The following is a 23504-nucleotide window of genomic DNA, read 5'->3' on the forward strand; positions in this document are numbered from 1 at the left end:
CCCAGGGCCTTTTTACGGGACGAAATAGGGCGCTGACGGGCCCGACATCAATTGCCGCACAGTTATAGTGCGAAATCCCCGCGGCGCTATTTACCCAGCGTCGAATGGTCGACCGGTGTCAGTGCCCGATCGATATGATCGGCCGCGACCAGGCGGCCCTGGTGTACCGAAAGCACCCAGACACTGCCCTTGCGATTGCGGGCCGAGGGCAGCGTGACGCCGTCCTTGTCGGCCCACCACTCGAGCAGATCCGGAATCACCTTGCCCTGGCTGCAGATCACCGGCACCGACTGTGCCGACACCAGGTCGCGCAGGCGTTTGCGGGCCGCGTCCGGGGCAGCGGCATAACCGGATTCGGAGAACTGCGGCTCCAGTTCGATGTCCGCGCCCACGGCCACCGCGAGCGGAGTAACGGTTTGGACACAGCGCAGCGGTGGGGCCGAATGGATTTCGTCGGCGCCGAAGGCGAGCAGATTCGGCGTCAGCGCGCGAGCCTGTGCGCGACCGGCCTTTTCGAGCGGCCGCTCGTCGTCCGCGGGATCGGAATGGTCGTGCCGGCCCGCCTTGGCGTGGCGAACCAGCAGCAGTGTGGCCGTATCCGCCGGTAGCCGAAGGAAATTGCGCACCATGTGGCGATCCATGGGGTAGGACAGCGCATCCATCAGGCCATCGGTCCGATGCCACTGGAGCACATCGACTTCCGCATTGGATTCGAAGGAGCCGCCGAGAATCTGCGCGGCCCAGTAGTCGACCCGCTTGAGCTTGCGATGGCCGGTCACGGGATAGGTGACGTGCCCGAGGTAGCGGCCCAGGCGGGACCGGATCCCGGTCTCCTCGGCGACTTCTCGCACCGCGGCGACGAGGGCGGTCTCACCGGGATCGAGTTTCCCCTTGGGCAGTGACCAGTCGTCGTACTTGGGGCGGTGTACGAGGGCGATTTCGACGGCCCCGTCGTCCGCGTAACGCCACAGCACCGCACCCGCTGCCGGGATGTTCGCTTTGACCCTGGGGTCCGGGAAATCGGCAGCGGGTGAATTCGTCTTACTCACGGGCGATCCGGACGTCGCAGTCGCATGAGGTAGTCCTGGTGATCGCGAATCTCTTCGCCGGCGATATCTCGATCGGGCTGGGCCTGCCAGCTGCCGTCGGGGCCGAGCACCCAGCAGCGGGTGGTGGCGTCCAGCGCCGAGTCGAACATCCCGCCCAGCCGGCCTGACAGCTTCGGATCCTTCACCTGTGCCAGCACTTCCACGCGCCGGTCCAGATTGCGGTGCATCATATCGGCGCTGCCGATCCAGTACTCGTTCTGCGCCTGGAAGTGCAGGACCCGCGAATGTTCCAGGTAGCGGCCGAGAATCGAGCGCACCTCGATATTCTCGCTCATGCCGGGCACGCCCGGGCGCAGTCCGCAGATGCCGCGGACCACGATCTGTACCGGTACACCGGCCTGCGAGGCCCGGTACAGCGCGTCGATGATCTCCTCGTCGACGATGGCATTGGCCTTCAGCCGGATTCGCGCCGCCTCGCCCGCGGCGGCCAGTTCGACCTCACGTTCGATGCGTTCGATGATTCCGGCGCGCACGCCGATCGGAGCCACCAGCAGGTTGCGGTAGTTGGCTTTTCGCGAGTACCCGGTCAGCGAGTTGAACAGGTCCGTGAGGTCCGCGCCGATCTCCGGTGCGGCGGTGAGCAATCCGACGTCCTCGTACAGCCGCGCGGTCTTCGGATTGTAATTACCGGTGCCGATGTGGCAGTAGCGACGGATGGTGGCTCCCTCGCGCCGCACCACCAGGCAGGTCTTGCAGTGCGTCTTGAGGCCGACGAGGCCGTACACCACGTGCACGCCCGCCTGCTCCAGTGCGCGTGCCCATTTGATGTTGGCCTGCTCGTCGAAGCGGGCCTTGATCTCGACCAGCGCCACGACCTGCTTACCGGCCTCGGCGGCGTCGATCAGGGCATTGACGATGGGGGAGTCGCCGGAGGTGCGGTACAGCGTCTGCTTGATGGCGAGCACCTGCGGGTCGGCGGCCGCCTGCTCGATGAAACGCTGCACGCTGGTGGAGAAGGAGTCGTACGGGTGGTGCACCAGCACATCGCCCTCGCGCAATGCCGCGAAAACGTTTCGGGGCGTTTCCCGTTCGCCGAAGGCGGGCGGGGTGACGGGCACGTAGGGCGCGTCCTTGAGGCCGGGCCGGTCCACGCCGTACACCTGCCACAGGCAGGACAGATCCAGCAGGCCGGGCACCTGGATGACATCGCCGGGATCGACATCCAGTTCGCGCAGCAGCAGATCGAGCATGTGCTCGGTCATATCGTCCGAGACTTCCAGCCGCACCGGGGATCCGAAGCGGCGGCGGGCGAGTTCGCGCTCCAGGGCCTGCAGCAGGTCCTCGTCGCGATCCTCCTCGACCTCCAGATCGGCATTGCGGGTGATGCGGAACGAATGATGTTCCACCACTTCCATTCCCGGGAACAGCTGATCGAGATGCGCGGCGATCAGTTCTTCCATCGGGAGGAAGGGGGCGAGCGTGGCGCCCTGTGCCGCACCGGAATCCCGGATGGCGGGGGAGCGGCGGACCCGGACGAAGCGGTCCACATTGTCGGGCACCTTGACGCGGGCGAAATGCTCGCCGCCGGTGACCGAATCCTTAACCGTCACGGCGAGATTCAGACTCAGGCCGCTGATGTACGGGAACGGATGCGCGGGATCGACGGCCAGCGGGGTCAGCACCGGGAAGACCTGATCCTGGAAATACCCCGAGAGCCGCTGCTTTTCGTCCTCGTCGAGGTCGTGCCAGCGCACGATGGCGATGTTCTCGGCGGTCAGCGCGGGCAGCACCTGGTCCAGGAAGACCTGCGCGTGCCGGGCCGCGATCTCCTGCGTGCGGGCCGCGATCATCTCCAGCTGCTCGGTGGGGGAGAGGCCGTCGGCCGAGCGCACCGATAATCCGGTTTCCGCACGGCGTTTCAGTCCGGCGACCCGGACCATATAGAACTCGTCGAGATTGGACGCGAAGATCGCGAGGAATTTAGCGCGCTCCAGCAGTGGCTGCGAAGTGTCCTCGGCCAGCGCGAGCACGCGGGCATTGAAGTCGAGCCAGCTCAGTTCCCGGTTCAGGTAGCGGTCCTGTGGCAAACGCGTAGTTGCCGAGGCCGTGGGCGGTGGGGTGGCCGCGGGCGGGGCCGCGGGTAGTAGCGGCGGTTGCTTGACGGTGTCCGTATCGCTCACTCTCACGATCATTCCTTATGTCGTGGGCGGGGTGCCGTTCTGACACCGTCCATTGCAGCGCAGATCACGCCCGGTCAGCACAGTGAGGAACTCGTCCGATGCACTTGTTTCGCTTCCCGACACGCCCGAGACACGCCGATTTCATGCAGCAGCGTCCTGGTGGCCTCACCGACGCCGAGCGCGGCGGCGCGATCGAGGTCCTCGGCGGTGTCGACGTCCTGTCGCAGACCCGGCCAGTCGCCGAGCAACTCCACGGCACCCGCCGCGATATGGCGGCGGGCCGAATCCGGGCCGAACAGCGGATCGAGCGTCGCCGCGCGGTCGCGGACGAGCAGGGCGACGGTGCCGCTGCCGTCGTGATCGGTGACCACCGAGCGGGCGGGCCCGGCGGCGATCAGCATGTCGGACAGTTCCTGTGCGCGTAGTGCGGGCAGATCCGCTTGCAGGGCAAGTAGATCGACCGCGCCGTGCCGGTGCCGGGCCGACGCGGCCCCGGCCGACAGCGCGGCATTCAGGCCACCGGCGCCCTGGGGCTCCGGATGGACGTACGCGCCGAGGCTGCGCACCAGTTCGGTGACCACGGGATCCGGGGTCACCACGGTCACCGAGGCGATCTGCGCCGTCGAGACTGCCGCGCGCACCGTATCGGTGAGCATGGCCAGCACCAGCCGTGGCCGATCCTGCGGAGGCAGGCGATCGGCGAGCCGGCTCTTGGCCAGCTCGAGGTTCTTCACCGCAATCACGGCGTGAACGGTGTTAATTTTGCCCTCCGCTTCGCTCCGAGCGGATTCGCGGCCCTGCAAGCTCGGTCTTCCCTCCTCCGCTCCTCCGCTGCGCTCCCCCGCTCCGTCAGTCCAGACCGAGCCGGGCCGCGAATTATGGGTGCCGATGCGCCAGGGCGTGCACATGTCCGAATCCTCCCACTCCAATATGACGGCGAAGTGAGCGGCCGTCCTTGGAAGTCGATAACCCGTGCGCGGCGCCATCGCTTCCCGAGTCTCTGAGTACCCGCTGTGCGGTGCTCGGCGCGGTGGATTTCGTGCGCGCTTATATTGGCAGGATGGCTAGGGCTGCAGTGCTGGGGGCGGGTTCTTGGGGGACCGCGTTCGCGAAGGTGTTGGCGGAGGCCGGAACCGAGGTCACCATGTGGGCTCGGCGGCCGGAGGTGGCGAAGGTGCTCGATACCGAGCATCGCAATCCCTGGTATCTGCCGGGGATCGAACTGCCGCCGATCGCCGCGACCCATGATCACCGCGCCGCGCTGGCGGGCGCGGACATCGTGGTGCTGGCGGTGCCGTCGCAGTCGCTGCGCGCCAATCTGGCGGAGTGGCAGGGCGATATCCCCGGGGACGCCACGCTGCTGAGCCTGGCCAAGGGCATCGAGACCGGCACGCTGCTGCGCATGAGCCAGGTGATCGCCGAGGTCAGCGGCGCGGATTCGAGCCGGGTCGCGGTGCTGTCCGGGCCGAATCTGGCGCGGGAGATCGCCGATCGGCAACCGGCCGCGACCGTGGTCGCCTGCACCGATACCGCGCGGGCCGAGGCGGTGCAGCTGGCCAGTGCCACCGGATACTTCCGGCCGTACACCAATGCCGATGTGATCGGCTGCGAGATCGGCGGCGCCTGTAAGAACGTGATCGCGCTGGCCTGCGGTATCGCCTCCGGAATGGGATTGGGCGACAACTCGATTGCCAGTCTCATCACCCGCGGCCTGGCCGAGATCATTCGCCTCGGCGTCGCGGTGGGCGCGGAACCGGTCACCCTCGCGGGGCTGGCCGGGGTCGGCGATCTGGTCGCCACCTGCACCTCGCCGCTGTCGCGCAATAGGTCCTTCGGGCATGTGCTCGGCGCGGGCGGGACCATGGAATCCGCGCAGCAGGCCACTCATGGGCAGGTCGCCGAGGGAGTGAAGTCCTGCACATCGGTGCGGGCGCTCGCCGCCGCGCACGGCGTGGAGATGCCGCTGACCAATGCCATGCACCAGGTATGTCATGAGGGGCTGGCCACCTCCGAGGCCGTCGGGCAGTTGCTGGGGCGCCGGCTCAAACCGGAGTGACCACGTAACCGCGTCGGCATCCACGCCCGATAGGGTTCCGGGCATGACCAACAGGATCCGGGTGGCGGTGGTGTTCGGCGGGCGCAGCAACGAGCATGGCGTCTCGTGCGTGTCGGCCCGTACGGTATTGGCCAGCCTCGATCCGCAACGGTACGAGGCGGTTCCGATCGGCATCACGCGCGAGGGCACCTGGGTGCTCAGCGCGGCCGATTCGCAGGCGCTGACCGCCGATGCGAGCCGTGAACTTCCCTCGGTGGACAACCTCGGCGCCTCGCTGGCGCTGACCGCCGACCCCAGCCGCCCCGGCACCCTGGTCCGGCTCGACGGCGTGGACGCCGTGCTCGGCCGGGTGGATGTGGTGTTTCCGGTGCTGCACGGCGCTTTCGGTGAGGACGGCACCATGCAGGGGCTGCTCGAGCTCGCAGGAATCCCGTACGTCGGGCCGGGCGTGCTGGCCAGTGCCGCCGGTATGGACAAGGAGTTCACCAAGAAACTCCTTGCGGCCGAAGGGCTTCCGATCGGGACGCAGGTGGTGCTGCGGCCCGGTGTCGCGACGCTGTCGGACGGCGACCGGGACCGGCTCGGCCTGCCGGTGTTCGTGAAGCCCGCGCGGGGCGGCTCGTCCATCGGCATCACCAAGGTCGATGACTGGTCCGGGCTCGATGCCGCGATTACCGCTGCGCGCCAACATGATCCGAAGGTGATCGTCGAGGCGGGCATCGTGGGTCGCGAAGTCGAGTGCGGTGTACTGGAATTCCCGGACGGTCGGGTGGAAGCCAGTGTGGTGGCGGAGATCCGGATGCCGGAGGAAACCCCCGAGGGGCCCGAGTTCTACGACTTCGATACCAAATACCTCGACGACGTCTGCGAATTCGATGTGCCGGCCAAGCTGGACGATGATGTGTCGCAACAGATTCGCGAGCTCGCCGTGCAGGCGTTCCGGGCGCTGGACTGCCAGGGGCTGGCGCGCGTGGACTTCTTCGTGACCGAGGACGGGCCGGTCATCAATGAGATCAACACCATGCCCGGTTTCACCGCCATCTCCATGTACCCCAAGATGTGGGAGGCCACCGGTCTCGATCGCAAGGATCTGGTGACCAATCTGGTGGAGACCGCCCTCGCCCGGGGGATCGGCCTGCGCTGAATCCGCGTACTTTCGAATGCCGGACCGTGCCCGCGCGGCGCGGTCCGGTGCTCGTCCATCCCCCTGTCGGTGGAGCGCGGCGTGCGACTTCAGGGTGACGTCAGGCGCGGCGGCGCGGCGTAATCTCGGTGATGTGCTCATGGCTATGACAATCCCCGGGCTGGCCCTGCTGATCATCGTGGTGGCCTTCGCCGAACTGGGCTATCGCAAGGTGACCGGCCGCGCCGGGCTGCCGTGGATGCGCGGCACCGAGGCCGAGGAGCGCAGTGCCGCGGCCATCGGATTCGAACAGTTCGGGTCGGTCTTCGAGTCCGGGAAGAAGCACGAATTCGAGCAGCGGCAATCGGTGCTCATGCACCGGGAGAATCCGGGCGATGGGGCCGACGGTCTGGAGATCGACCTCACCAAGGGCAAGGCGACGCTGCGCAAGCCCTGACGGCCGTACCCGCGCCGGGGCTTCGCGGACTTCCGGGTCAGCTCGGCAGCGGGCCGGGATCGAGCGGCTTCTGCGGAATCACCTTGGTGATGGCGTCCGAAATCTCCTGCAGCGGAGTCGGTCCCGCATTGTCCGGCATGGTCAGCGCGATATAGGTGCCCCGATCGACCGCCCACCAGGTGCCGGAGGTCGCGCCACTGGTCTGGTCACGCACATCGAACCAGCTGACATTGTTCACGACCTGCAGCGGTGAGGCCCGATTGAATTCCATCGGCCGATCCATCCCGCAGCGCAGCACAATCGCATCCCCGCCCTCGGGCAATTGCCACGCCTTGGTCGCGACGGGCGCGGGCTGCACCAACTCGGAAGTGGTGTAATCGCCCAGCTTCTCCGGCAGCGCGGGCAGCAGCGCCGAACACTCCGGCCCACCCGCCGCGGGCGCCTGCACCGACCCGAGCACGAGCGCCGACCGCGCCGGATGCCGATTGGCCATCACACCCATCACCAGCACACCCACGACCAGCGCGATCGGCAGCGCGATCGCCGTAGCGATGAGCGCGGGCGACCGCCGCTCATCCAGCTCCTCGACCACGGTCCCGGCTGCGGCAGCCTCCGCGCCGTCGGTCGCAGAATCGCCGGATCCGCCTTCGTCCGGGCCTGCGCCGGCGGCAGAATCGTCCTGGTCCCCGGTAGCACCTTCGGCAGTGTGGGAATCGCCTGCGGCAGTGGTGGAACCTGCGGCCTCGGTGGAACCTGCGGCAGTGGTGGAACTTGCGGCAGTGGTGGAACCTGCAGCAGCGGCGGAATCGCCGAGGATCGTGGCGGTATCAGCTGACGCTGCACGGTCGACTTTGCCCGATTCGTCGGAGGTGGTGGGGGCGGCCGGGGTTTCGGTCGGCGCGGGGGTGTCCGTGCCCGGCTCGGCGGTCGTCCGAGGTGCGGAGGCCGATTCGCTGGTGGCGTCCGGGTGGGTGGATTCCGGTTCGCTGCCGCGGGTGTCGTTGCTCATCCGGTTGTCGGTCCCCGATCGTGCCGTGCCGGGCACAGCGGGTCCCGGCGGGTGGTCGTCGATTGCGTGTCCGAGGGTACCGTTCTCAGGTCCGCGATCCGCAGCCCACTCACCGCCGAGGAGACCGTCATCACCGCCAGCAGCAGTGCGCGCAGGCCGAAGACCGTGCGGGAGCTCGGGGAGTTCGGGCTGATCGCGCGGATGAATGCCGGGCGGATCCAGGGGCCGAATGTGCTGCTCGGGCCGGGGGACGATGCGGCCGTGGTGGCGGCGCCGGCCGGTCGGTTCGTGGTGACCACCGACATGCTGGTGCAGGACCGGCACTTCCGGCTGGACTGGTCGAGCGCGCACGATATCGGGCGCAAGGCCATTGCCCAGAATGCCGCGGATGTGGTGGCCATGGGCGCCACGCCGAGCGCCTTCGTGGTGTCGTTCGGCTGCCCCTCGGACACGCCCGTCGACTTCGTCACCGAACTCGCGGACGGTATGTGGGCCGAGGCGGAGCGGGCCGGTGCGTCGATTGCCGGTGGCGATGTGGTGCGCAGCCCGCTGCTGGTGATTTCGGTGACCGCCTTCGGTGATCCGGGGGAGCGCGAGCCGATTCTCAAATCCGGCGCCCGGCCCGGTGATATCGCGGCGGTGGCCGGACTGCTGGGTTGGTCGGGTGCGGGTTATGCGGTGCTCGCCGCGGGCCACTCCGCCGCCGATTCCGCGTCCTTCGCGGATGTGGTTGCCGTGCACCGGGTTCCACAGCCGCCGTACGCGGCCGTTCTGGACCTGCCCGCCTCCGTGGCCATCACCGCCCTCACCGATGTGTCCGACGGCCTGCTCGCCGATATGGGACATATCGCCGAATCTTCCGGTGTCGCCATCGATCTCGATTCCGCCGCCCTGCACGACCCGGTGCTGGAGTCGATTGCCGCCACGCTCGGCGGGGATGCGCTCGACTGGATTCTGGCCGGCGGCGAAGATCATGCCTTCGCCGCGACTTTCGCCGCCGTCGGCGATGTGCCCGCAGGTTGGCGGCCTGTGGGGCGGGTGGTTGCCGGGTCGGGAGTGACCGTCGACGGCATCGCCCGAAACGGACCTACCGGTTGGGAATCCTTCGCATAGGTGGGCGGGGTTCCGCCAGGAATCGGGCCACGATAAGTTTTCCCGACATGGGCGCCAAACCACTGTCGGAGGTCATGGATTCGGGCTGGGCCGAGGCCCTCGAACCAGTGACCGATCGCATCGCCGAGATGGGCGAATTCCTTCGAATCGAAAACGCCGAGGGGCGTGGCTATCTCCCCAAGGGGGAGAACGTGCTGCGCGCATTCCAGCGGCCGTTCGACAAAGTACGGGTACTGGTCGTCGGCCAGGATCCGTATCCGACCCCGGGCCATGCCATGGGATTGAGTTTCTCGGTGGCGCCGGATGTTTCGCCGGTGCCGCGCAGTCTCGGCAATATCTTCTCCGAGTACACCAAGGATCTGGAATACCCGACGCCGTCCTGCGGTGATCTGTCGCCGTGGTCGGATCAGGGGGTGCTCATGCTGAACCGAGTGCTGACCGTGCAGCCGGGCCAGGCGGCCTCGCATCGCGGTAAAGGCTGGGAAGCGGTGACCGAGCAGGCGATTCGCGCATTGGTCGGCCGTGACCAGCCGCTCGTCGCGATTCTGTGGGGCCGGGACGCCTCGACATTGAAGCCGATGCTGGGGTCGACCCCCTTCATCGAATCCGCCCATCCCTCACCGTTGTCCGCCTCGCGCGGATTCTTCGGATCGAGGCCGTTCTCACGAACCAACGAATTGCTGGGTACATTGGGTGCCGCGCCGGTGGACTGGCGTCTGCCCTAAGCGCGAATCCGTTGATCCGATTCAGGAGCATGTGTATGCAGAAGAAGACTGCCCGTGGCGTTTTCGCCGTTCTCGCCGCGGGCGCCGCGCTGGCCGCTCCGGCGGTCGCGAATGCCGAACCGCTGACGCTGGAACCGGCTCCGGCCGCCACCACCACGACGACGACCAATTCGTCGCCCGTGGCCAGCCTGTTCGATACCAATAGCGCCACCTCGATGTCGTCTCAGGTGACGTCGCAGACGGCGTGCATGTTCCAGTCGATCAGCCAGCAGGTGGATTGCTTCACCGGCAATCGCTGATTCAGCTCGACCGCTCGCCGATGCGGCGCACCATGCGCACTTCGATTGCGGGCGTGAAGGCCTCGGCTCGGCGGGTGCCGTCGAGTTCGAAGCCGTATTTGCGGTAGAAGGCCCGGGCACGCGGATTCTCCTCGAACACCCAGAGGGAGGTATCGGCGTCCTGGGCCAATACCGTCTCGATGAGTCCGTGCGCCACGCCTGTGCCGTACCAGGCGGCGCGCACGTACATGGCGCTGAGTTCCCGCTCGGCTGTGGGTGATTCATCCCTATTCGGCCCGCTACTGGCGAATCCGACAACCGTATTGTCGCTGACCGCGACCGCGATCGTCCCCGGGTATTCGACCCGGATCCGTTCCCACTGCTGCGCCCGGCGGTCGACGTCGAAGGCGGCGAGCACATGGGCGGGCACCAAATCCTGGTATGCCTCACGCCAGCAGGCGATATGGCATTCGGCCATGCTGTAGGTGTGTTCGGGTCCCAGCGGAACTACCTGCCACTCAGCCATTTCAGCGTCTCCCACTACCGGTCGGGGCGGCCCGTGCACAGCAAAAACCCCGGACGACCCATTCTGGGCGCCGGGGCTTTTGTTCGAAAGTACTTAAATCAGCGAGTGACCTTGCCGGCCTTGAGGCAGGAGGTGCACACGTTCATGCGCCGGGTGTTGCCGGGGGCAACCTGGGCGCGGACGGTCTGGATGTTCGGATTCCAACGACGGTTGGTGCGCCGGTGCGAATGCGAAACCGACTTACCGAAGCCGGGGCCCTTGGCGCAGACGTCGCAGACGGCAGCCATAGTCGCGAGCTCCTTCATGTCATGTTCGGACGCTGCTCGAAAAACAGCGAGTCCGGAAACGTAATGTCTGGGGACGTGCCTGCCAGCGAATCGCTAGCGAACGCGTTTCTGATACCTGATAAGGATCAGTGCCCGCGTCGGGCAACCGCACAAGAGTAACCGCCCCCCAACTGCCATGTCCAATTGCCCCCCGTTCGGCGCCGGGTGAACACGGGCGAACGGCAGGTGACGGCGGGGTGTCGGTGTTCCCGACTAGGCTGGCGGCCGGATCGTAAGGTCGGGAAATGCGGCGGAAGGACGGTGACGGTGCCCGCGGTTGGGGACGTGCTCGACGGTGCTGCGCTGCTGCGCTGGGGGCAGGGCTGCCTACACGCCCTGGAACGCCACCGTGACGAGATCAACGCGCTGAACGTTTTCCCGGTCGCCGACTCCGATACCGGCACCAATCTCTTCAGCACCATGCGCGCGGCGGTCCGAGCCGCCGAAGCCCTCGCCGCAGACCGGTCCCGCGGCAGCGACCGGTCAGCGGCCGACCAGGCTGTGGGCGAGACCACGTCAGGTGCGGCAGCTCGGCGCGCCGAGCGGGATTTCGGCGTCGTGAGTGCACCGAATTCGGATGCCGAGAGCGCTGAGCAGGTCAGGTCCGCCGATGCGGTACTGAATACGCGGTTGTCCGCGCAGGAGGTTGCCGGAGCCATGGCTCGGGCGGCGACGATCGGGGCGCGAGGCAATTCGGGAATCATCCTGTCGCAGGTGCTGCGTGGCGTGGCCGAGGCGGTGAGTGACGGGCCGCTCGATGAACGGACATTGCGGGAAGGGCTGCGGCGAGCGGCGCTGCTGGTGCGGGAGGCGCTGAGTTCGCCGGTCGAGGGGACCATGCTGACCGTGCTGGACTGTGCGGCTGAGCGGGCCGTCGATTGTTCGGAGCGCACCCTGGCCGCTGTTGCGCTCGCTGCTGCCGATGGTGCGGCGAAGGCGCTCGGTGAGACTCCCGGACAACTCGGAGTATTGCGGCAGGCCGGGGTTGTGGACGCCGGCGCGCGCGGATTGCTGGTCCTGCTGGACGAATTGGTGGCCGCGACCGGTGGACAGCCGGTGGCTCGGCCCGCGTATGTGAGGAATGGCGAGCGTGGGGCGCGACCGGGGGGCGGCATGAGCTCGGTCGGTCCATCAGGTGTGGCCCCAGGGAACTCCGGGACCGTCCTCGACGCGACCCCTGCAACGGCCACTGGGGCAGAGGCCGGTGCACGTGCGGCGACTGCGGACGGCGTGGCAACCGGAACTGCGGGTGCGGCGGCTGCGCATGCCCAGAATGTCAGCGGGACGATGGGGACCCCGAATGCGTTGGGGCCCAGTGGGATCGGGATGCGGGGCGGAAGTCTCGGCGGTGGCGAGCATGAGACGGTGGAGGGGTTCGGGGGTGGGTATGCGCCGCAGTATGAGGTCATGTATCTGCTGAGTGGGACCGATGAGCGGCGGGTTGCCCGGTTGCGGGAACAGCTCGACGGGCTGGGGGATTCGGTGGTCGTCGTGGGGGACGGGGGCGGGATCTGGTCGGCGCATGTGCATTGCGCGGATGCGGGGGCGGCGGTGGAGGCCGGGCTGGCGGCGGGGCGGGTGAGCGGGATTCGGATCGAGACGCTGGCGGTGTCGGCGCATGCGCCGGGCGGGCCGGGCGAGCGGGGGATTCTCGCGGTGGCCTCGGGGGCGGGGGCGGTGCGCCTGTTCGAGGATGCGGGAGCCGAGGTGCTCGAGGGGGATGTGACGGCCCAGGCCCTGCTGGCCGGGATTCGGCGACTGCCCCACCGTGAGGTGCTGGTGCTGCCGAACGGCGCCCTGCCTGCACACGAGTTGATGGCGGTGAGTGTGGCCGCGCGCGACGGGAATCGCGATGTGCTCATGCTGCCGAGCGCCTCGATGGTGCAGGGGCTGGCGGCATTGTCCATGCACGACGGCGGGCGGATCGCGGCCGACGATGTCTTCGCCATGTCCGAGGCTGCCGCCGGAACCCGCTGGGGCGCTTTGCAAATCGCGCCGGAGCGCGCCCTCACGATTGTCGGCACCTGCGAGGCGGGTGACGGGCTCGGCCTCGTCGGGCACGATGTGGTGGTCATCGATTCGAATGTGGCCTCCGCCGGATGCACCCTGCTGGACCGAATGCTCGGTCTCGGTGGGGAATTGGTGACCATGCTCATCGGTGCGGAAGTGCCGCAGGGGCTTTCGGAAGAATTGGCCGAGCATGTCGGCGCCTCGTTCCCGGGTGTCGAGGTGGTGGTGTATCCCGGTGGTCAGGCCGGTGATCTGGTGCAGATCGGGGTGGAATAGGTGGCGACACTGGGTGATCGGCTCGACCATGTGCTCGGCGTGAAGGCCGCCGAACCGCTGGCCGAGGCGTTCGATATGAGCACCGTCGAGGACCTGCTACGGCACTATCCGCTGCGCTATGCCACGCAGGGGCAGCCGCTCACCGAGGAGGCGCCGGAGGAGGGCCAGCACATCACCGTCATGGGCCGGGTCACCAAAACCGATCTGCGCCCCATGAAGAATCGGCGCGGCAGCCTGCTGAAGGTGAGTCTGGACACCGGCTCCGCGAAGCCGATCGAGGTCACCTTCTTCAATGGCGACAAGGTCCGCCACCTCGTGAAGGAGGGTGTGCGCGCCATGATGTCCGGCACCGTGCACTGGTGGCGGCCGGACCGGTGGAACCTCTCGCATCCGGATTATCTGATCCTGCCCGACAAGGGCGAGGGCTCCGTCGAGAGCCTCACCTCGGTGCGCGGCGGCGGCGCCCTGCGCGGACTGGCGCAGAGCGCGAAAGGCGCCGGGGGCGTGGATATCTCGTTCTTCGAACGAGAGTTCATCCCGGTGTACCCGGCCACCGCGAAGGTGCAGAGCTGGGATCTGCTGCGCTGTGTGCGGCAGGTGCTCGATCAGCTCGATCCCATCGAGGATCCGCTGCCCGAGGACCTGCGCGCCGAACATGCCCTGGTGCCGGTCTCCGATGCGCTGCGGCTCATTCACCTACCCGAGAGCAAGTCCGATATCGAACAGGCCAGGGGCCGACTGCGTTTCGACGAAGCCCTGGCCCTGCAGCTGGTGCTGGCCGAGCGCCGGCATCAGGCGGAGGGGCGCACCGCGAAGGCGAGCCTGCCGCGCACCGACGGCATTGCCGCCGCCTTCGACAAGCGGCTGCCGTTCGAGTTGACGGAGGGTCAGCAGGCCGTCATCGAGGAGATCTCCGCCGATCTGTCGCGCACCCATCCCATGCACCGGCTGCTGCAGGGCGAGGTGGGTTCCGGCAAAACCATCGTCTCCCTGCTCGCCATGCTGCAGGTGGTCGACAACGGTCAGCAGTGCGCACTGCTCGCTCCGACGGAAGTTCTTGCCTCCCAGCACTATCGGTCGCTGAAGAATATGCTCGGCGATCTCGGCAATGCCGGTGAACTGGGCGCGTCCGATATCGCCACCAAGGTGGTGCTGGTGACCGGTTCCATGTCGGTGGGCCAGAAGCGGGCCGCGCTGCTGGACGCCGTCACCGGTGAGGCGGGCATCCTGATCGGCACGCACGCCCTCATCCAGGATTCGGTGGAGTTCTTCGACCTCGGCATGGTGGTGGTCGACGAACAGCACCGCTTCGGTGTGGAGCAGCGAGATGCCCTGCGCGCCAAGGCCAAGAACGGCATCAGCCCGCACCTGCTGGTCATGACCGCCACCCCCATCCCGCGCACCATCGCCATGACCACCCTCGGCGATCTCGAGACCTCCACCCTCACCCAGCTGCCGCGCGGCCGCTCGCCCATCACCTCGAAGGTGGTGCCCGCGAAGGCGAAACCGTCCTGGGTGGATCGCGCGTGGGAGCGCATTCACGAGGAGGTGCAGGCGGGCCGCCAGGCGTACGTGGTGTGCTCCCGCATCGGTGACGAGGAGGAGAACGGTAAAACCAAGGGCCGCAAGGCGAAATCCGAGGAGGAGAAGGAAGGCCCCACCACGCACTCCGCCGTCGACATCTACGAGATGCTGAGCACCGGCGCGCTGAAGGATCTGCGCATCGGCCTGCTGCACGGCCGTCTGCCCTCGGACGAGAAGGACCGCGTCATGCGGGCTTTCAACGATGCCGAGATCGATGTGCTGGTCTGCACCACGGTCGTCGAAGTCGGCGTGGACGTCCCGAACGCGACCGTCATGGTGATCGTCGACGCCGACCGCTTCGGCGTGAGCCAGCTGCACCAGCTCCGCGGCCGCGTCGGCCGCGGCAAACACCCCGGCCTCTGCCTCCTCATCACCGAATCCGGCCCCGTAGGAACGGCAATGGCCCGCCTCGAAGCGGTAGCAGCCACCACCGACGGCTTCGAACTGGCAGTCCTGGACCTCCGCCAACGCCGCGAAGGCGACGTCCTCGGCTCGGCCCAATCCGGCACCGCCCGCAGCCTCCGCCTCCTCTCCCTCCTCGACGACCTCGAAGTAATCACCGCCGCACAACAACTGGCCCGCGAAGTAGTCACCGCCGACCCAGGCCTGCAAAAACACCCCGGCCTAGCCGGCATGATGACCGCCGCCGTAGACGGCGAACGCCTGGAATACCTCGCCAAGTCATAACCCGCCGAAGTCAGCACCGACCCGCGTACCGGCGAGCTGTACCGAGTGGGCTCTTCAGGGTCGACGGAACAGGTTGTCTCAGTACCGAACAGCGCTTACAGCGTCTGTTCGGTCGAGAGACGACCGGTGTGGTCGCGGAGACGGGCTGTGAGGTGAAGGGGAGGGTCGCCGGGTGCGGTTACTGGGGGAGGCGGGGGTAGGGGAGGTCGCTGCTGGTGTTTTCGGTGATGGCCAGGGGGCGGCCTATTTGGGGGAAGGCGCGTTGGGAGCAGCTGGGGCGTTCGCAGACTTTGCAGCCGGCGCCGATCGGGATGGCGGTGGTGGGGTCCTCGAGTGGGAGGCCTCGGGAGTAGGTGAGGCGGTCGGCGTATTCGATATCGCAGCCCAGGCCGATGGCGAATTCTTTTCCGGCGGTGCCGAATCCGGTCGGGGTGGGGGTGGTGGTGCGGGCGATCCACAGGTAGCGGCGGCCGTCGGGCATGGCGGCGACCTGGGTCAGCATGCGGCCGGGGTGGGCGAAGGCCTCGTGCACCACCCAGAGCGGGCAGCTGCCGCCGACTCTGGAGAAGTGGAATGCGGTGGCGGACTGGCGTTTCGAGATATTGCCGGCGCGGTCGGTGCGGACCAGGAAGAAGGGCACCCCGCGCTGGCCCTGCCGCTGCAGGGTGCTGAGCCGGTGGCAGATGGTTTCGAAGCCGACCTCGAAACGCAGGCTGAGCAGGTCGATATCGTAATGGAGCTCTTCGGCCGAGCGCAGGAATTTGCTGTACGGCAGCACCAGCGCGCCGGCGAAGTAGTTGGCCAGCCCGAGGCGGGCGAGAGTGCGGGATTCTCCTGCGAGCGACGGTGTTTCGTCCAGCACCTCGTCGAGCAGATTGCCGTGCAACAGGAAGGCGAGGGTGGACGCGATCTGGAAGGCGCGCTGCCCCGGCCGGAGTCTTCGGGCGAGCGTGAGCGTCCGGGTCTCCGGTTCGTAGTGGCGCTTGGGCACATTCGGGTCGGCCCCGTCGCCGCGCACCAGCACGGTGACGCCCGCGCGCTCCTCGGCCACCCGTGCCAGCTGCCGGTCCAGCGAGCCGACGGTGAGCCCGCAGTCGTCGAACAGTCGCTCGGCCGCGAGGTCGAGCTGGGCGATGTGATTGTGATGGTCGTAGAAGAAGTCGCGCACATCCTCGTACGGCATCGGCACGCCCGGAGCGCCGGTCGGCGTGGCGACCTTGGCCGAGAGCAGATCCAGTTGATCGGTGGCCGCTCGTAGTCGGCGGTGCATGGCCACAACGATTTTCGAGACCTCCGGCATGCGGGTCGCCAGATCCTCGACCTCGGCGACGGGCGCGGCATTGCCGCCCGCGGCCTCCACCAGGATCTCGTGTAGATCGGAGACGAGGCGGGCATCGGAATCCGCGGCGAAGAACTGCACATCCAGATCGAAGGTGGAGTTCAGTTTGAGAAGCACCGGAATGGTCAGTGGCCGCTGATCTCGCTCGAGCTGGTTGAGGTAGCTGGGGGACAGATCCAGGGATTTGGCCAAGGCCGCCTGGGTCATCCGGCGTTCCTCGCGCAACCGTCGTAGTCGGGCACCCGCATACATCTTGCGCACAATGCGAGATGCTACCGATCAGGCTTTGCAATCATCGCAATATGAAGGTACTTGTCCGCATTTCTTATTCCTGCATGGGATTTCGCCGCCGCGCTCCGACTGCGTAGCATGCGAATTCGGCAATTCGGGCAGTTCCGGGCCGGTGCGATCGGCCATTTCAGGTCAGCAGCAGGTGAACCTGAAGTTCGCCGACGAGGAAGCCGAGCACCGCGCCGATAGCCACCAGTTTCCACTCGTCCTGTTTGAACGCGGGGCGCAGCAGGCCCTCGTACTCGTCGTCGCTGAGCTGCTCGGTCTTCTCGATGACCAGGCTGCGCACGTCCAGGGCCTCGATGGCATGCCGGTCGAAGCCCGAATTCGCCGCGGCCCGCACATGATCGAGCACGAAGGCGACGGCATCGCGCTGCAGGCCGGGCCGGTCTGCAGGTCGAGGAATTCGGTGACGTGATGATCGAGGATCGAAGCCAACCGGTCGGCTCGCTGTCCGTTCAGCACCGCCTCCAGAATGCGTGCGGGGGTGAGGATTTCGGTGGCGATGAGATCGCCGTAATCGGTGCAGACCTCCTCGCGGCGCTTGTGGAACAGGCCCTGCCAGCGCAGCGGTCCGATACCGACCGGGCGGATCGGACGGAAGATCATCTGCAGCGCCAGCCAGTCGGTGACCAAGCCGGTGAAACCACCGAAAGCGGGCATGAGCCAGGAGGAATGGGTGAACGCCCAGGTGATCATCTGCACGAAACCGAGGACCGTGCCGAAGATCAGCCCGGAGCGCACGATGAACCGCAGCTCATTGCGGCCGACCCGGCGCACCATCTCCACCAGCAGCGTCTTATCGTCCACCAGCGCGCTGATCGCCATCCCGCGCAGGTCCATCACCTGATCGAGATTGGTGCGCAGATCGACGACGATATCCTCGATGAGCTGCGGCAGATCCCGTTGTGCGCGTTCGATGATGGCGCGCCGGCCCGCCTCGGGCATGTTCACCCACAGCCGCGGCTGATGCTTCATCATCATTTCGCGGACCATGTAGTCCACGCCCGCGTCCAGGGGTTCGCGCAGGCGCGTGGTCAGTTCCGCGATATCGATGCGGGCGATGATGTCCTGTGGATCGATGAGCTTGCCGAACATGAGGTCGACCGCGATGGTCGCCATGCGCGGCGCGGAGCGCGGGATGACGCCCTGCCAGCCCAACCACGGTGGGATGCCGCGGAATTCGAGCGGATACATGAGCATCTGCACGGCGACGATCTTGGTCACCCAGCCGATGAGCGCGGCGACGAGCGGAATCGAGCAGTACAGCAGCCAGTGGTCGGCGAAATCGGCGATCACGACGGGTTCGGCCCCTGGTTCCTGTGTATTGCCATGCCCGCTCCTCGATGCGACTATTCGAATAGAATGATCCGGTTATTCGTATCGTGAGGCTAGGAGAAACACGTGCCCGCTGGCAAGACGGAGAGCTCGCCGCCTACCCAGCGCGTCATCGCCATCGTGGAACTGCTCGCGGCACAGCGCAACACCCTCACCTCCGCCGAAATCGCCGACGGCCTCGACCTCAACCGTTCCACGGCAGGTGCGATCCTGTCCGCGCTCGCCGAACGCGGATGGGTGCGGCGGTTGCCGGATCTGACCTACCAACTCGGCCCGGCCGTCGCCGCGCTCGGCAGGCGGGAGGCGGATTCCCGGGGCGATCGGATCTGGCTGAACGAAGAATTGGAGCGGCTCGCGGCCCGCGTCGACTGCGGCGCGGCGCTCACCGCTCTCGCCGGTGAGCGCATCGAGTTCGTCGCCGTGACTCGTGATCGGCTTACCGTCGGCATCGAATCCGGGGCGCGCATCCCGCTGCGGGCGCCCGCGGGCGCGGCCATCATCGCGCACTCCAGCGCTGCGCGCCAACAGGATTGGCTGCAGACCCGCGGACCCGAACGCCGTGAGGAATACCGCGACGTGCTGTCCACCCTGCGCACCACCGGCTACTGCGCCTGGCGGCTGGAACCCGACAGTATGCCCACCGTCCGGGTGCTCTCCGAGGTCGCCGATCACCTCGCCGATCATCCGGCGAGCAAGGATCTGCGCGGCCGCGTGCTGGCCCAGCTCGGCACCATTATCGGCAGCGCCTACGACCAGGAGACCCTCGACGAGGAGATCCCGCTGCCGATCAGCTACCTGAGCGCACCGGTGTTCGACGGTGGCGGGCGTGCGGTCATGGAACTCCAGATCGGCCCGCTCCGAATGGATGTCACCCGCGAGGAACGCCGCCGCTACCTCGCCGAACTGGCCACCGCCGCCCGCCGCATCGGCGACGGCGTCAACAGCAAGAACCAGTCGCAGACCTAGCGCGGAACCACGGCTGTGCCGATCAACCCGCGGGCGCCCGGCCGTCCTCGGGGGCGGCGCCGAACCGGATGCCCTTGGCCTCCTTGCCTATCGAGGTGAGGACGATGACGGCGATGAGAACCGGGATGATGGTCGCGGCGAGGGCGAAGGGGTAGCCGTGTGATTCGGCCAGGCGCTCCTGGATGGGGAGGTTCAGCGAGGCGAGCAGGTTGCCGAGCTGGTAGGTGACGCCGGGGTAGAAGCCGCGGATCGCATCGGGGGACATCTCGGTGAGATGTGCGGGGATGACGCCCCACGCGCCCTGCACCATGAGCTGCATCAGGAATGAGCCGAGGCACAGCATGGCCGCGGTGTGCGAATACGCCCACAGCGGCACGATCGGCAATCCGAGCAGGGCGCAGAAGATGATCGTGTAGCGGCGGCCGTACCGCTGCGAAAGCGTGCCGAAGACCAGGCCGCCGATGATCGCGCCGATGTTGTAGATCACCGCGATCCATTTGGCGGTGACGGTGGAGAGTCCCGCACCGCCGTGCTGGGTGGCCGACAGGAATGTCGGATAGACGTCCTGCGTACCGTGGCTCATCCAGTTGAACGCCGTCATCAGCAGCACCAGATACAGGAAGCGGCGCACGATGACCGGGTTGGTCAGGATGTCGCGGAACGAGGTCGTGGTGACGCGGAGCTTCTCCTGCGCGGCCTCCCACACCTCCGATTCGCGCACCCGGGTACGCAGAAGCAGGATGATGAGCGCGGGAATGATCGACAGCGCGAACAGCCAGCGCCACGACAGGCCGAGCCAATTCGACACCAGCAGTGAGGCGAGCGAGGCCAGCAGGTACCCGAACGAGTAGCCCTCCTGGAGCAATCCGGAGAAGAACCCGCGCCGCTCGGCCGGAATCTTCTCCATCGCCAGCGCCGCGCCGAGACCCCACTCACCGCCCATGCCGATCCCGTAGAGCATGCGCAGAATCACCAGCACGGTGAAGTTCGGCGCGAACGCGCAGAGGAATCCGACCACCGAGTACACGGCGACGTTCACCATGAGCGGAACGCGCCGCCCGATCCGGTCGGCCCACAATCCGAACAGCAGCGCCCCCACCGGGCGCATGATCAGCGTCGCGGTGGTGATGAACGCGACCTCACCCTTGGACTTGCCGAAACTCGTGGCGATATCGGCGTAGACGAAGATCACGATGAAGTAGTCGAAGGCGTCCATGGTCCAGCCGAGCTGGGCGGCGATGAACGAATTACGTTGATCCGCAGTGAGTTTTGTCCTCGGTACCGTCGTCATGATTCCCCTCGTCCGCCACCGACCACGCCTCGGCGACAAGAACCCGACCGGTTCGGAAACACCCGAGACAGCAAGCGCATCCATACTGGACCGTTCTCGCCGATCTTGTCGGCCCTTCGCCGACATCCCAGGTCAGTACGGTGTGCCCGCGGCGAAAAGCGCCCGCAGTCGGCTGACTGCGGGCGCTTTGCGTGGGTCGGGCTAGGGGGCGAATCAGCGCACCGCGCGGGCCGCTTCGACCAGATTGCGCAGCGAGGCCTCGACCTCGGCCTGGCCGCGGGTCTTCAGGCCGCAGTCCGGATTGACCCAGAGACGTTCGGCGGGAACCGCTTTCAGCGCCTCACGCAGGGAGGTGGTGATCTCCTCGACCTCCGGGACGCGCGGGGAGTGGATGTCGTAGACACCCGGGCCGACGCCCAGTGAGAAGCCCGCCGCAGTGAGATCGTCGAGGACCTCCATATGCGAGCGCGCGGCCTCGATGGAGGTGACGTCGGCGTCGAGGGCGGCGATGGCGCCGATGACCTCACCGAACTCGGAATAGCAGAGATGCGTGTGGATCTGGGTGGCATCCGAGACGCCGGAGGTCGCGAGCCGGAAGGCGTCGACCGCCCAGGCCAGGTACTGCTGCTTGGCATCGGCCCGCAGCGGGAGCAGCTCGCGCAGGGCGGGCTCGTCGACCTGGATGACGCGGATGCCCGCGGCCTGCAGATCGACCGTCTCGTCCCGAATCGCGAGCGCCACCTGGCGGGCGGTGTCCTCGATCGGCTGGTCGTCGCGCACGAACGACCACGCGAGAATGGTGACCGGACCGGTCAGCATGCCCTTGACCGGCTTATCGGTGAGCGACTGTGCGTAGGCGATCCACTCGACCGTCATCGGATTCGGCCGTGTCACATCGCCGTACAGGATCGGCGGGCGCACGCAGCGGCTGCCGTAGGACTGCACCCAGGCATGTGCGGTGGCATGGAAGCCGGTCAGCTGCTCGGCGAAGTACTGCACCATGTCATTGCGCTCGGGCTCGCCGTGCACCAGCACGTCCAGGCCCAGCTTCTCCTGCAGCGCTATGACATCGGCGATCTCGGCACGCATGCGATCGCGGTACTGCTCGGCCGTGATCGCGCCCTTGGTGAAGGCCGCGCGGTCCTTGCGGATCGCGGTCGTCTGCGGGTAGGAGCCGATCGTGGTGGTCGGCAGCAGCGGCAGCTGCAGCCGTTCCTGTTGCAGCACACGGCGATCCGCGGCCGGGGCGCGGTGGGTGGCGGACTCGCCGAGTGCGCTGAGGCGGGCACGCACGGTGTCATTGCGCAGCCGGGGATCGGTGGCGCGGGCCGCGTGAGCCGCACGGGCAGCGGCCAATTCATCGGCCACCGCCTCGGTGCCCTCGTGCAGTGCGGTGGCCAGCAGGCGCACCTCGGCGACCTTCTCCGCGCCGAAGGCGAGCCACGAGCGCAGCGCCGCATCGATATCGGTCTCCGCCGCAAGCGAATACGGCACATGCAGCAGTGAGCAGGAGGTCGATACCACCAGTGCGCCGGTGCTGCCGAGCAGTGTGCCCAGCACGGCGAGCGCGCGATCGGCATCGGTGCGCCACACATTGCGGCCGTCCACCACACCGGCCACGATCAGCTTGCCCGCGAGTGCCGGGATCGCCGCAATGGCATCGACGGTGGCCCCGGCGGTGAGATCCAGGGTGATGCCCTCGATCCCGGTCGCCGCCAGCACCGGCAGGGCCGCGCCCGGGCGGCCGAAATAGGTGGCCACCAGCAGCGCGGGCCGCTCGGCGAGCGCCGACAGTTCCTCGTACACCCGGCCCACGACGGTGAGCTCGGCCTCGGTCAGATCGGTGACCAGCACCGGCTCGTCGAGCTGCACCCACTGCGCACCCGCCGCGGCGAGCTGACCCAGCAGGTCGATGTACAGCGGCAGCAGGGCGTCGATGCGCCGCAGCGGATCACCCTCGGCGTCCTTGGCCAGCTTCAGGAAGGTGACCGGGCCGATCACGACCGGACGGGCGGGGACGCCGAGCTCCAGGGCCTCGCGCAGCTCGGCGAGGATCTTCTCGGCGTTCAGCGTGAATTCGGTGTGTGCGCCCAGCTCCGGCACCAGGTAGTGGTAGTTGGTGTCGAACCACTTGGTCATTTCCAGGGGTTCGACCGAATCATTGCCGCGCGCCGCCGCGAAATAGCGGTCCAGCGGATCGGCGATACCGGTGACCCGCGGTGGCAGCGCGCCGAACATGGCCGCGGTGTCCAGGATCTGGTCGTAGTAGGAGAAGGTGCCGACCGGAATCGAATCCAGTCCGGCCGCGACGAGCTCGGTGAGCTGGGCGCGGCGCAGCTGCGCGGCGACCGCGTGCAGTTCGTCGGCACCGCTGCGTCCCGCCCAGTAGGACTCGGTCGCGCGCTTGAGTTCACGGTTGGGCCCGATCCGGGGGAGGCCGAGAACTGTTGCGGTGAAAGGGGAATTGTTGGTCACGGCTGTGCTCCAAATGTTCCAATGCCACTGGTCGACGCCACAGGTGAGCACGAACGCAGGAGTCCCCGGGCGCGACGTCGATACGGCGTGCGGGAAGCACCGGTCCGTCCACCCAGTCCACGAGGCGGAGACCGCCGGGTACGGCGTACCCGGCGCATTCGGCAGGTCTTCGGACTCGCAGGCACCGGCCTCTCGGCCGACCTAGTGGCCGTCGCTTCCCAGGTATGAACCCAGTGCTTGTGACGGCGGTCGTTCCTGCATACCGCTGCGGGACAGTGCTGGATTCTCACCAGCTTCCCTCTCACATCCGCATTCGAGGTCGAGTGCGGAAGCTTCGACGCGCGGTGCGATAGGCGGAGGCCTCCAACGCACGCACCGAGCGAACCGATTGCAATACGAGCATAT

The 23504-nt window shown here is 67.4% G+C and carries 19 protein-coding genes and 1 riboswitch; of the genes, 9 read left to right on the plus strand and 10 right to left on the minus strand.

All coding sequences use genetic code 11. The features are described 5' to 3' along the window. Positions 1–86: 86 nt before the first annotated feature. From OG326_RS12090 to cofC, 3 genes are all read right to left on the minus strand, one after another. Positions 87–1049 carry an NUDIX hydrolase gene (locus OG326_RS12090; RefSeq protein ID WP_327144726.1) on the minus strand — a complete coding sequence of 321 codons (963 nt, stop codon included), beginning with the start codon at positions 1047–1049 and terminating at the stop codon, positions 87–89. Continuing rightward, positions 1046–3241 (minus strand): RNA degradosome polyphosphate kinase, encoded by a 2196-nt coding sequence (locus tag OG326_RS12095; RefSeq protein ID WP_327144727.1) that lies wholly within the window; start codon positions 3239–3241, stop codon positions 1046–1048. The genes OG326_RS12090 and OG326_RS12095 overlap by 4 nt, the downstream gene beginning before the upstream one ends. 62 nt (positions 3242–3303) lie before the next feature. After that, a complete protein-coding gene (gene cofC / locus OG326_RS12100) occupies positions 3304–3972 on the minus strand; it encodes a 2-phospho-L-lactate guanylyltransferase (protein WP_327144728.1) in 669 nt (222 codons plus the stop codon). A 317-nt stretch (positions 3973–4289) separates the two neighbouring features. Here cofC and OG326_RS12105 point away from each other — a divergent pair, with 317 nt between their 5' ends. The 3 genes from OG326_RS12105 to OG326_RS12115 all read left to right on the plus strand — a co-directional run bounded on the left by OG326_RS12105 (position 4290) and on the right by OG326_RS12115 (position 6865). Beyond that, positions 4290–5285: an NAD(P)H-dependent glycerol-3-phosphate dehydrogenase gene (locus OG326_RS12105; RefSeq protein ID WP_327144729.1), complete on the plus strand. Its 996-nt coding sequence runs from the start codon at positions 4290–4292 to the stop codon at positions 5283–5285. Between the two features lie 43 nt (positions 5286–5328). Next, the gene (locus OG326_RS12110) at positions 5329–6429 is read left to right on the plus strand and encodes a D-alanine--D-alanine ligase family protein (RefSeq protein WP_327144730.1); all 1101 of its coding nucleotides are present in this window, start codon (positions 5329–5331) and stop codon (positions 6427–6429) included. A gap of 139 nt (positions 6430–6568) precedes the next feature. Further along, on the plus strand, positions 6569–6865 hold the full coding sequence (locus OG326_RS12115; RefSeq protein ID WP_327144731.1) for a DUF6191 domain-containing protein: 297 nt from the start codon (positions 6569–6571) through the stop codon (positions 6863–6865). Positions 6866–6902: 37 nt separating this feature from the next. On the opposite strand, the gene OG326_RS12120 is transcribed toward OG326_RS12115, so the two are convergent. Beyond that, positions 6903–7874, minus strand: a complete 972-nt coding sequence (locus OG326_RS12120; protein ID WP_327144732.1) for a DUF3515 domain-containing protein — start codon at positions 7872–7874, stop codon at positions 6903–6905. Between the two features lie 201 nt (positions 7875–8075). On the opposite strand from OG326_RS12120, the gene OG326_RS12125 reads away from it, so the two are divergent. The 3 genes from OG326_RS12125 to OG326_RS12135 are packed head-to-tail and all read left to right on the plus strand — an operon-like array spanning position 8076 to position 10011. Continuing rightward, on the plus strand, positions 8076–8987 hold the full coding sequence (locus OG326_RS12125) for a thiamine-phosphate kinase (protein ID WP_442791025.1): 912 nt from the start codon (positions 8076–8078) through the stop codon (positions 8985–8987). Between the two features lie 47 nt (positions 8988–9034). After that, the gene (locus OG326_RS12130) at positions 9035–9712 is read left to right on the plus strand and encodes a uracil-DNA glycosylase (protein ID WP_327144734.1); all 678 of its coding nucleotides are present in this window, start codon (positions 9035–9037) and stop codon (positions 9710–9712) included. Between the two features lie 35 nt (positions 9713–9747). Continuing rightward, the gene (locus OG326_RS12135) at positions 9748–10011 is read left to right on the plus strand and encodes a hypothetical protein (RefSeq protein ID WP_297611236.1); all 264 of its coding nucleotides are present in this window, start codon (positions 9748–9750) and stop codon (positions 10009–10011) included. Between the two features lies 1 nt (position 10012). Here OG326_RS12135 and OG326_RS12140 read toward each other — a convergent pair whose 3' ends face one another. After that, entirely contained in the window at positions 10013–10516 is a 504-nt protein-coding gene (locus tag OG326_RS12140; RefSeq protein WP_327144735.1) for a GNAT family N-acetyltransferase, read from the minus strand. Positions 10517–10614: 98 nt separating this feature from the next. Beyond that, entirely contained in the window at positions 10615–10803 is a 189-nt protein-coding gene (gene rpmB / locus OG326_RS12145; protein ID WP_209889521.1) for a 50S ribosomal protein L28, read from the minus strand. A 306-nt stretch (positions 10804–11109) separates the two neighbouring features. Between rpmB and OG326_RS12150 the strand changes: the two genes are divergently transcribed. Further along, positions 11110–13128, plus strand: coding sequence for a DAK2 domain-containing protein (locus OG326_RS12150; protein WP_327144736.1), 2019 nt, complete (start codon positions 11110–11112; stop codon positions 13126–13128). Next, the gene (gene recG, locus OG326_RS12155) at positions 13129–15399 is read left to right on the plus strand and encodes an ATP-dependent DNA helicase RecG (RefSeq protein WP_327144737.1); all 2271 of its coding nucleotides are present in this window, start codon (positions 13129–13131) and stop codon (positions 15397–15399) included. It begins immediately after the preceding gene. Positions 15400–15577: 178 nt separating this feature from the next. On the opposite strand, the gene OG326_RS12160 is transcribed toward recG, so the two are convergent. Together OG326_RS12160 and OG326_RS12165 are read right to left on the minus strand one after the other, a co-directional pair. Further along, the gene (locus OG326_RS12160) at positions 15578–16999 is read right to left on the minus strand and encodes a short-chain fatty acyl-CoA regulator family protein (RefSeq protein ID WP_327144738.1); all 1422 of its coding nucleotides are present in this window, start codon (positions 16997–16999) and stop codon (positions 15578–15580) included. A 162-nt stretch (positions 17000–17161) separates the two neighbouring features. After that, positions 17162–18328 (minus strand): DUF445 domain-containing protein, encoded by a 1167-nt coding sequence (locus OG326_RS12165; RefSeq protein WP_327144739.1) that lies wholly within the window; start codon positions 18326–18328, stop codon positions 17162–17164. 105 nt (positions 18329–18433) lie between these two features. Between OG326_RS12165 and OG326_RS12170 the strand changes: the two genes are divergently transcribed. Continuing rightward, positions 18434–19333: a helix-turn-helix domain-containing protein gene (locus tag OG326_RS12170; RefSeq protein ID WP_327144740.1), complete on the plus strand. Its 900-nt coding sequence runs from the start codon at positions 18434–18436 to the stop codon at positions 19331–19333. Positions 19334–19355: 22 nt separating this feature from the next. Here OG326_RS12170 and OG326_RS12175 read toward each other — a convergent pair whose 3' ends face one another. After that, positions 19356–20624, minus strand: coding sequence for an MFS transporter (locus OG326_RS12175; protein ID WP_327144741.1), 1269 nt, complete (start codon positions 20622–20624; stop codon positions 19356–19358). Positions 20625–20837: 213 nt separating this feature from the next. Further along, on the minus strand, positions 20838–23099 hold the full coding sequence (metE, locus tag OG326_RS12180; RefSeq protein WP_327144742.1) for a 5-methyltetrahydropteroyltriglutamate--homocysteine S-methyltransferase: 2262 nt from the start codon (positions 23097–23099) through the stop codon (positions 20838–20840). A gap of 143 nt (positions 23100–23242) precedes the next feature. Beyond that, positions 23243–23438, minus strand: a riboswitch (cobalamin riboswitch). Between the last annotated feature and the right edge of the window lie 66 nt (positions 23439–23504).

The organism is Nocardia sp. NBC_01327 (assembly GCF_035958815.1).
GTDB lineage: Bacteria > Actinomycetota > Actinomycetes > Mycobacteriales > Mycobacteriaceae > Nocardia.

Coding starts and splice junctions, on each gene's coding strand:
- OG326_RS12095 (WP_327144727.1), bottom strand. CDS start 3,241: ATGATCGTGAGAGTGAGCGATACGGACACCGTCAAGCAACCGCCGCTA.
- OG326_RS12105 (WP_327144729.1), top strand. CDS start 4,290: ATGGCTAGGGCTGCAGTGCTGGGGGCGGGTTCTTGGGGGACCGCGTTC.
- OG326_RS12110 (WP_327144730.1), top strand. CDS start 5,329: ATGACCAACAGGATCCGGGTGGCGGTGGTGTTCGGCGGGCGCAGCAAC.
- OG326_RS12115 (WP_327144731.1), top strand. CDS start 6,569: ATGGCTATGACAATCCCCGGGCTGGCCCTGCTGATCATCGTGGTGGCC.
- OG326_RS12120 (WP_327144732.1), bottom strand. CDS start 7,874: ATGAGCAACGACACCCGCGGCAGCGAACCGGAATCCACCCACCCGGAC.
- OG326_RS12125 (WP_442791025.1), top strand. CDS start 8,076: ATGAATGCCGGGCGGATCCAGGGGCCGAATGTGCTGCTCGGGCCGGGG.
- OG326_RS12130 (WP_327144734.1), top strand. CDS start 9,035: ATGGGCGCCAAACCACTGTCGGAGGTCATGGATTCGGGCTGGGCCGAG.
- OG326_RS12135 (WP_297611236.1), top strand. CDS start 9,748: ATGCAGAAGAAGACTGCCCGTGGCGTTTTCGCCGTTCTCGCCGCGGGC.
- OG326_RS12140 (WP_327144735.1), bottom strand. CDS start 10,516: ATGGCTGAGTGGCAGGTAGTTCCGCTGGGACCCGAACACACCTACAGC.
- rpmB (WP_209889521.1), bottom strand. CDS start 10,803: ATGGCTGCCGTCTGCGACGTCTGCGCCAAGGGCCCCGGCTTCGGTAAG.
- OG326_RS12175 (WP_327144741.1), bottom strand. CDS start 20,624: ATGACGACGGTACCGAGGACAAAACTCACTGCGGATCAACGTAATTCG.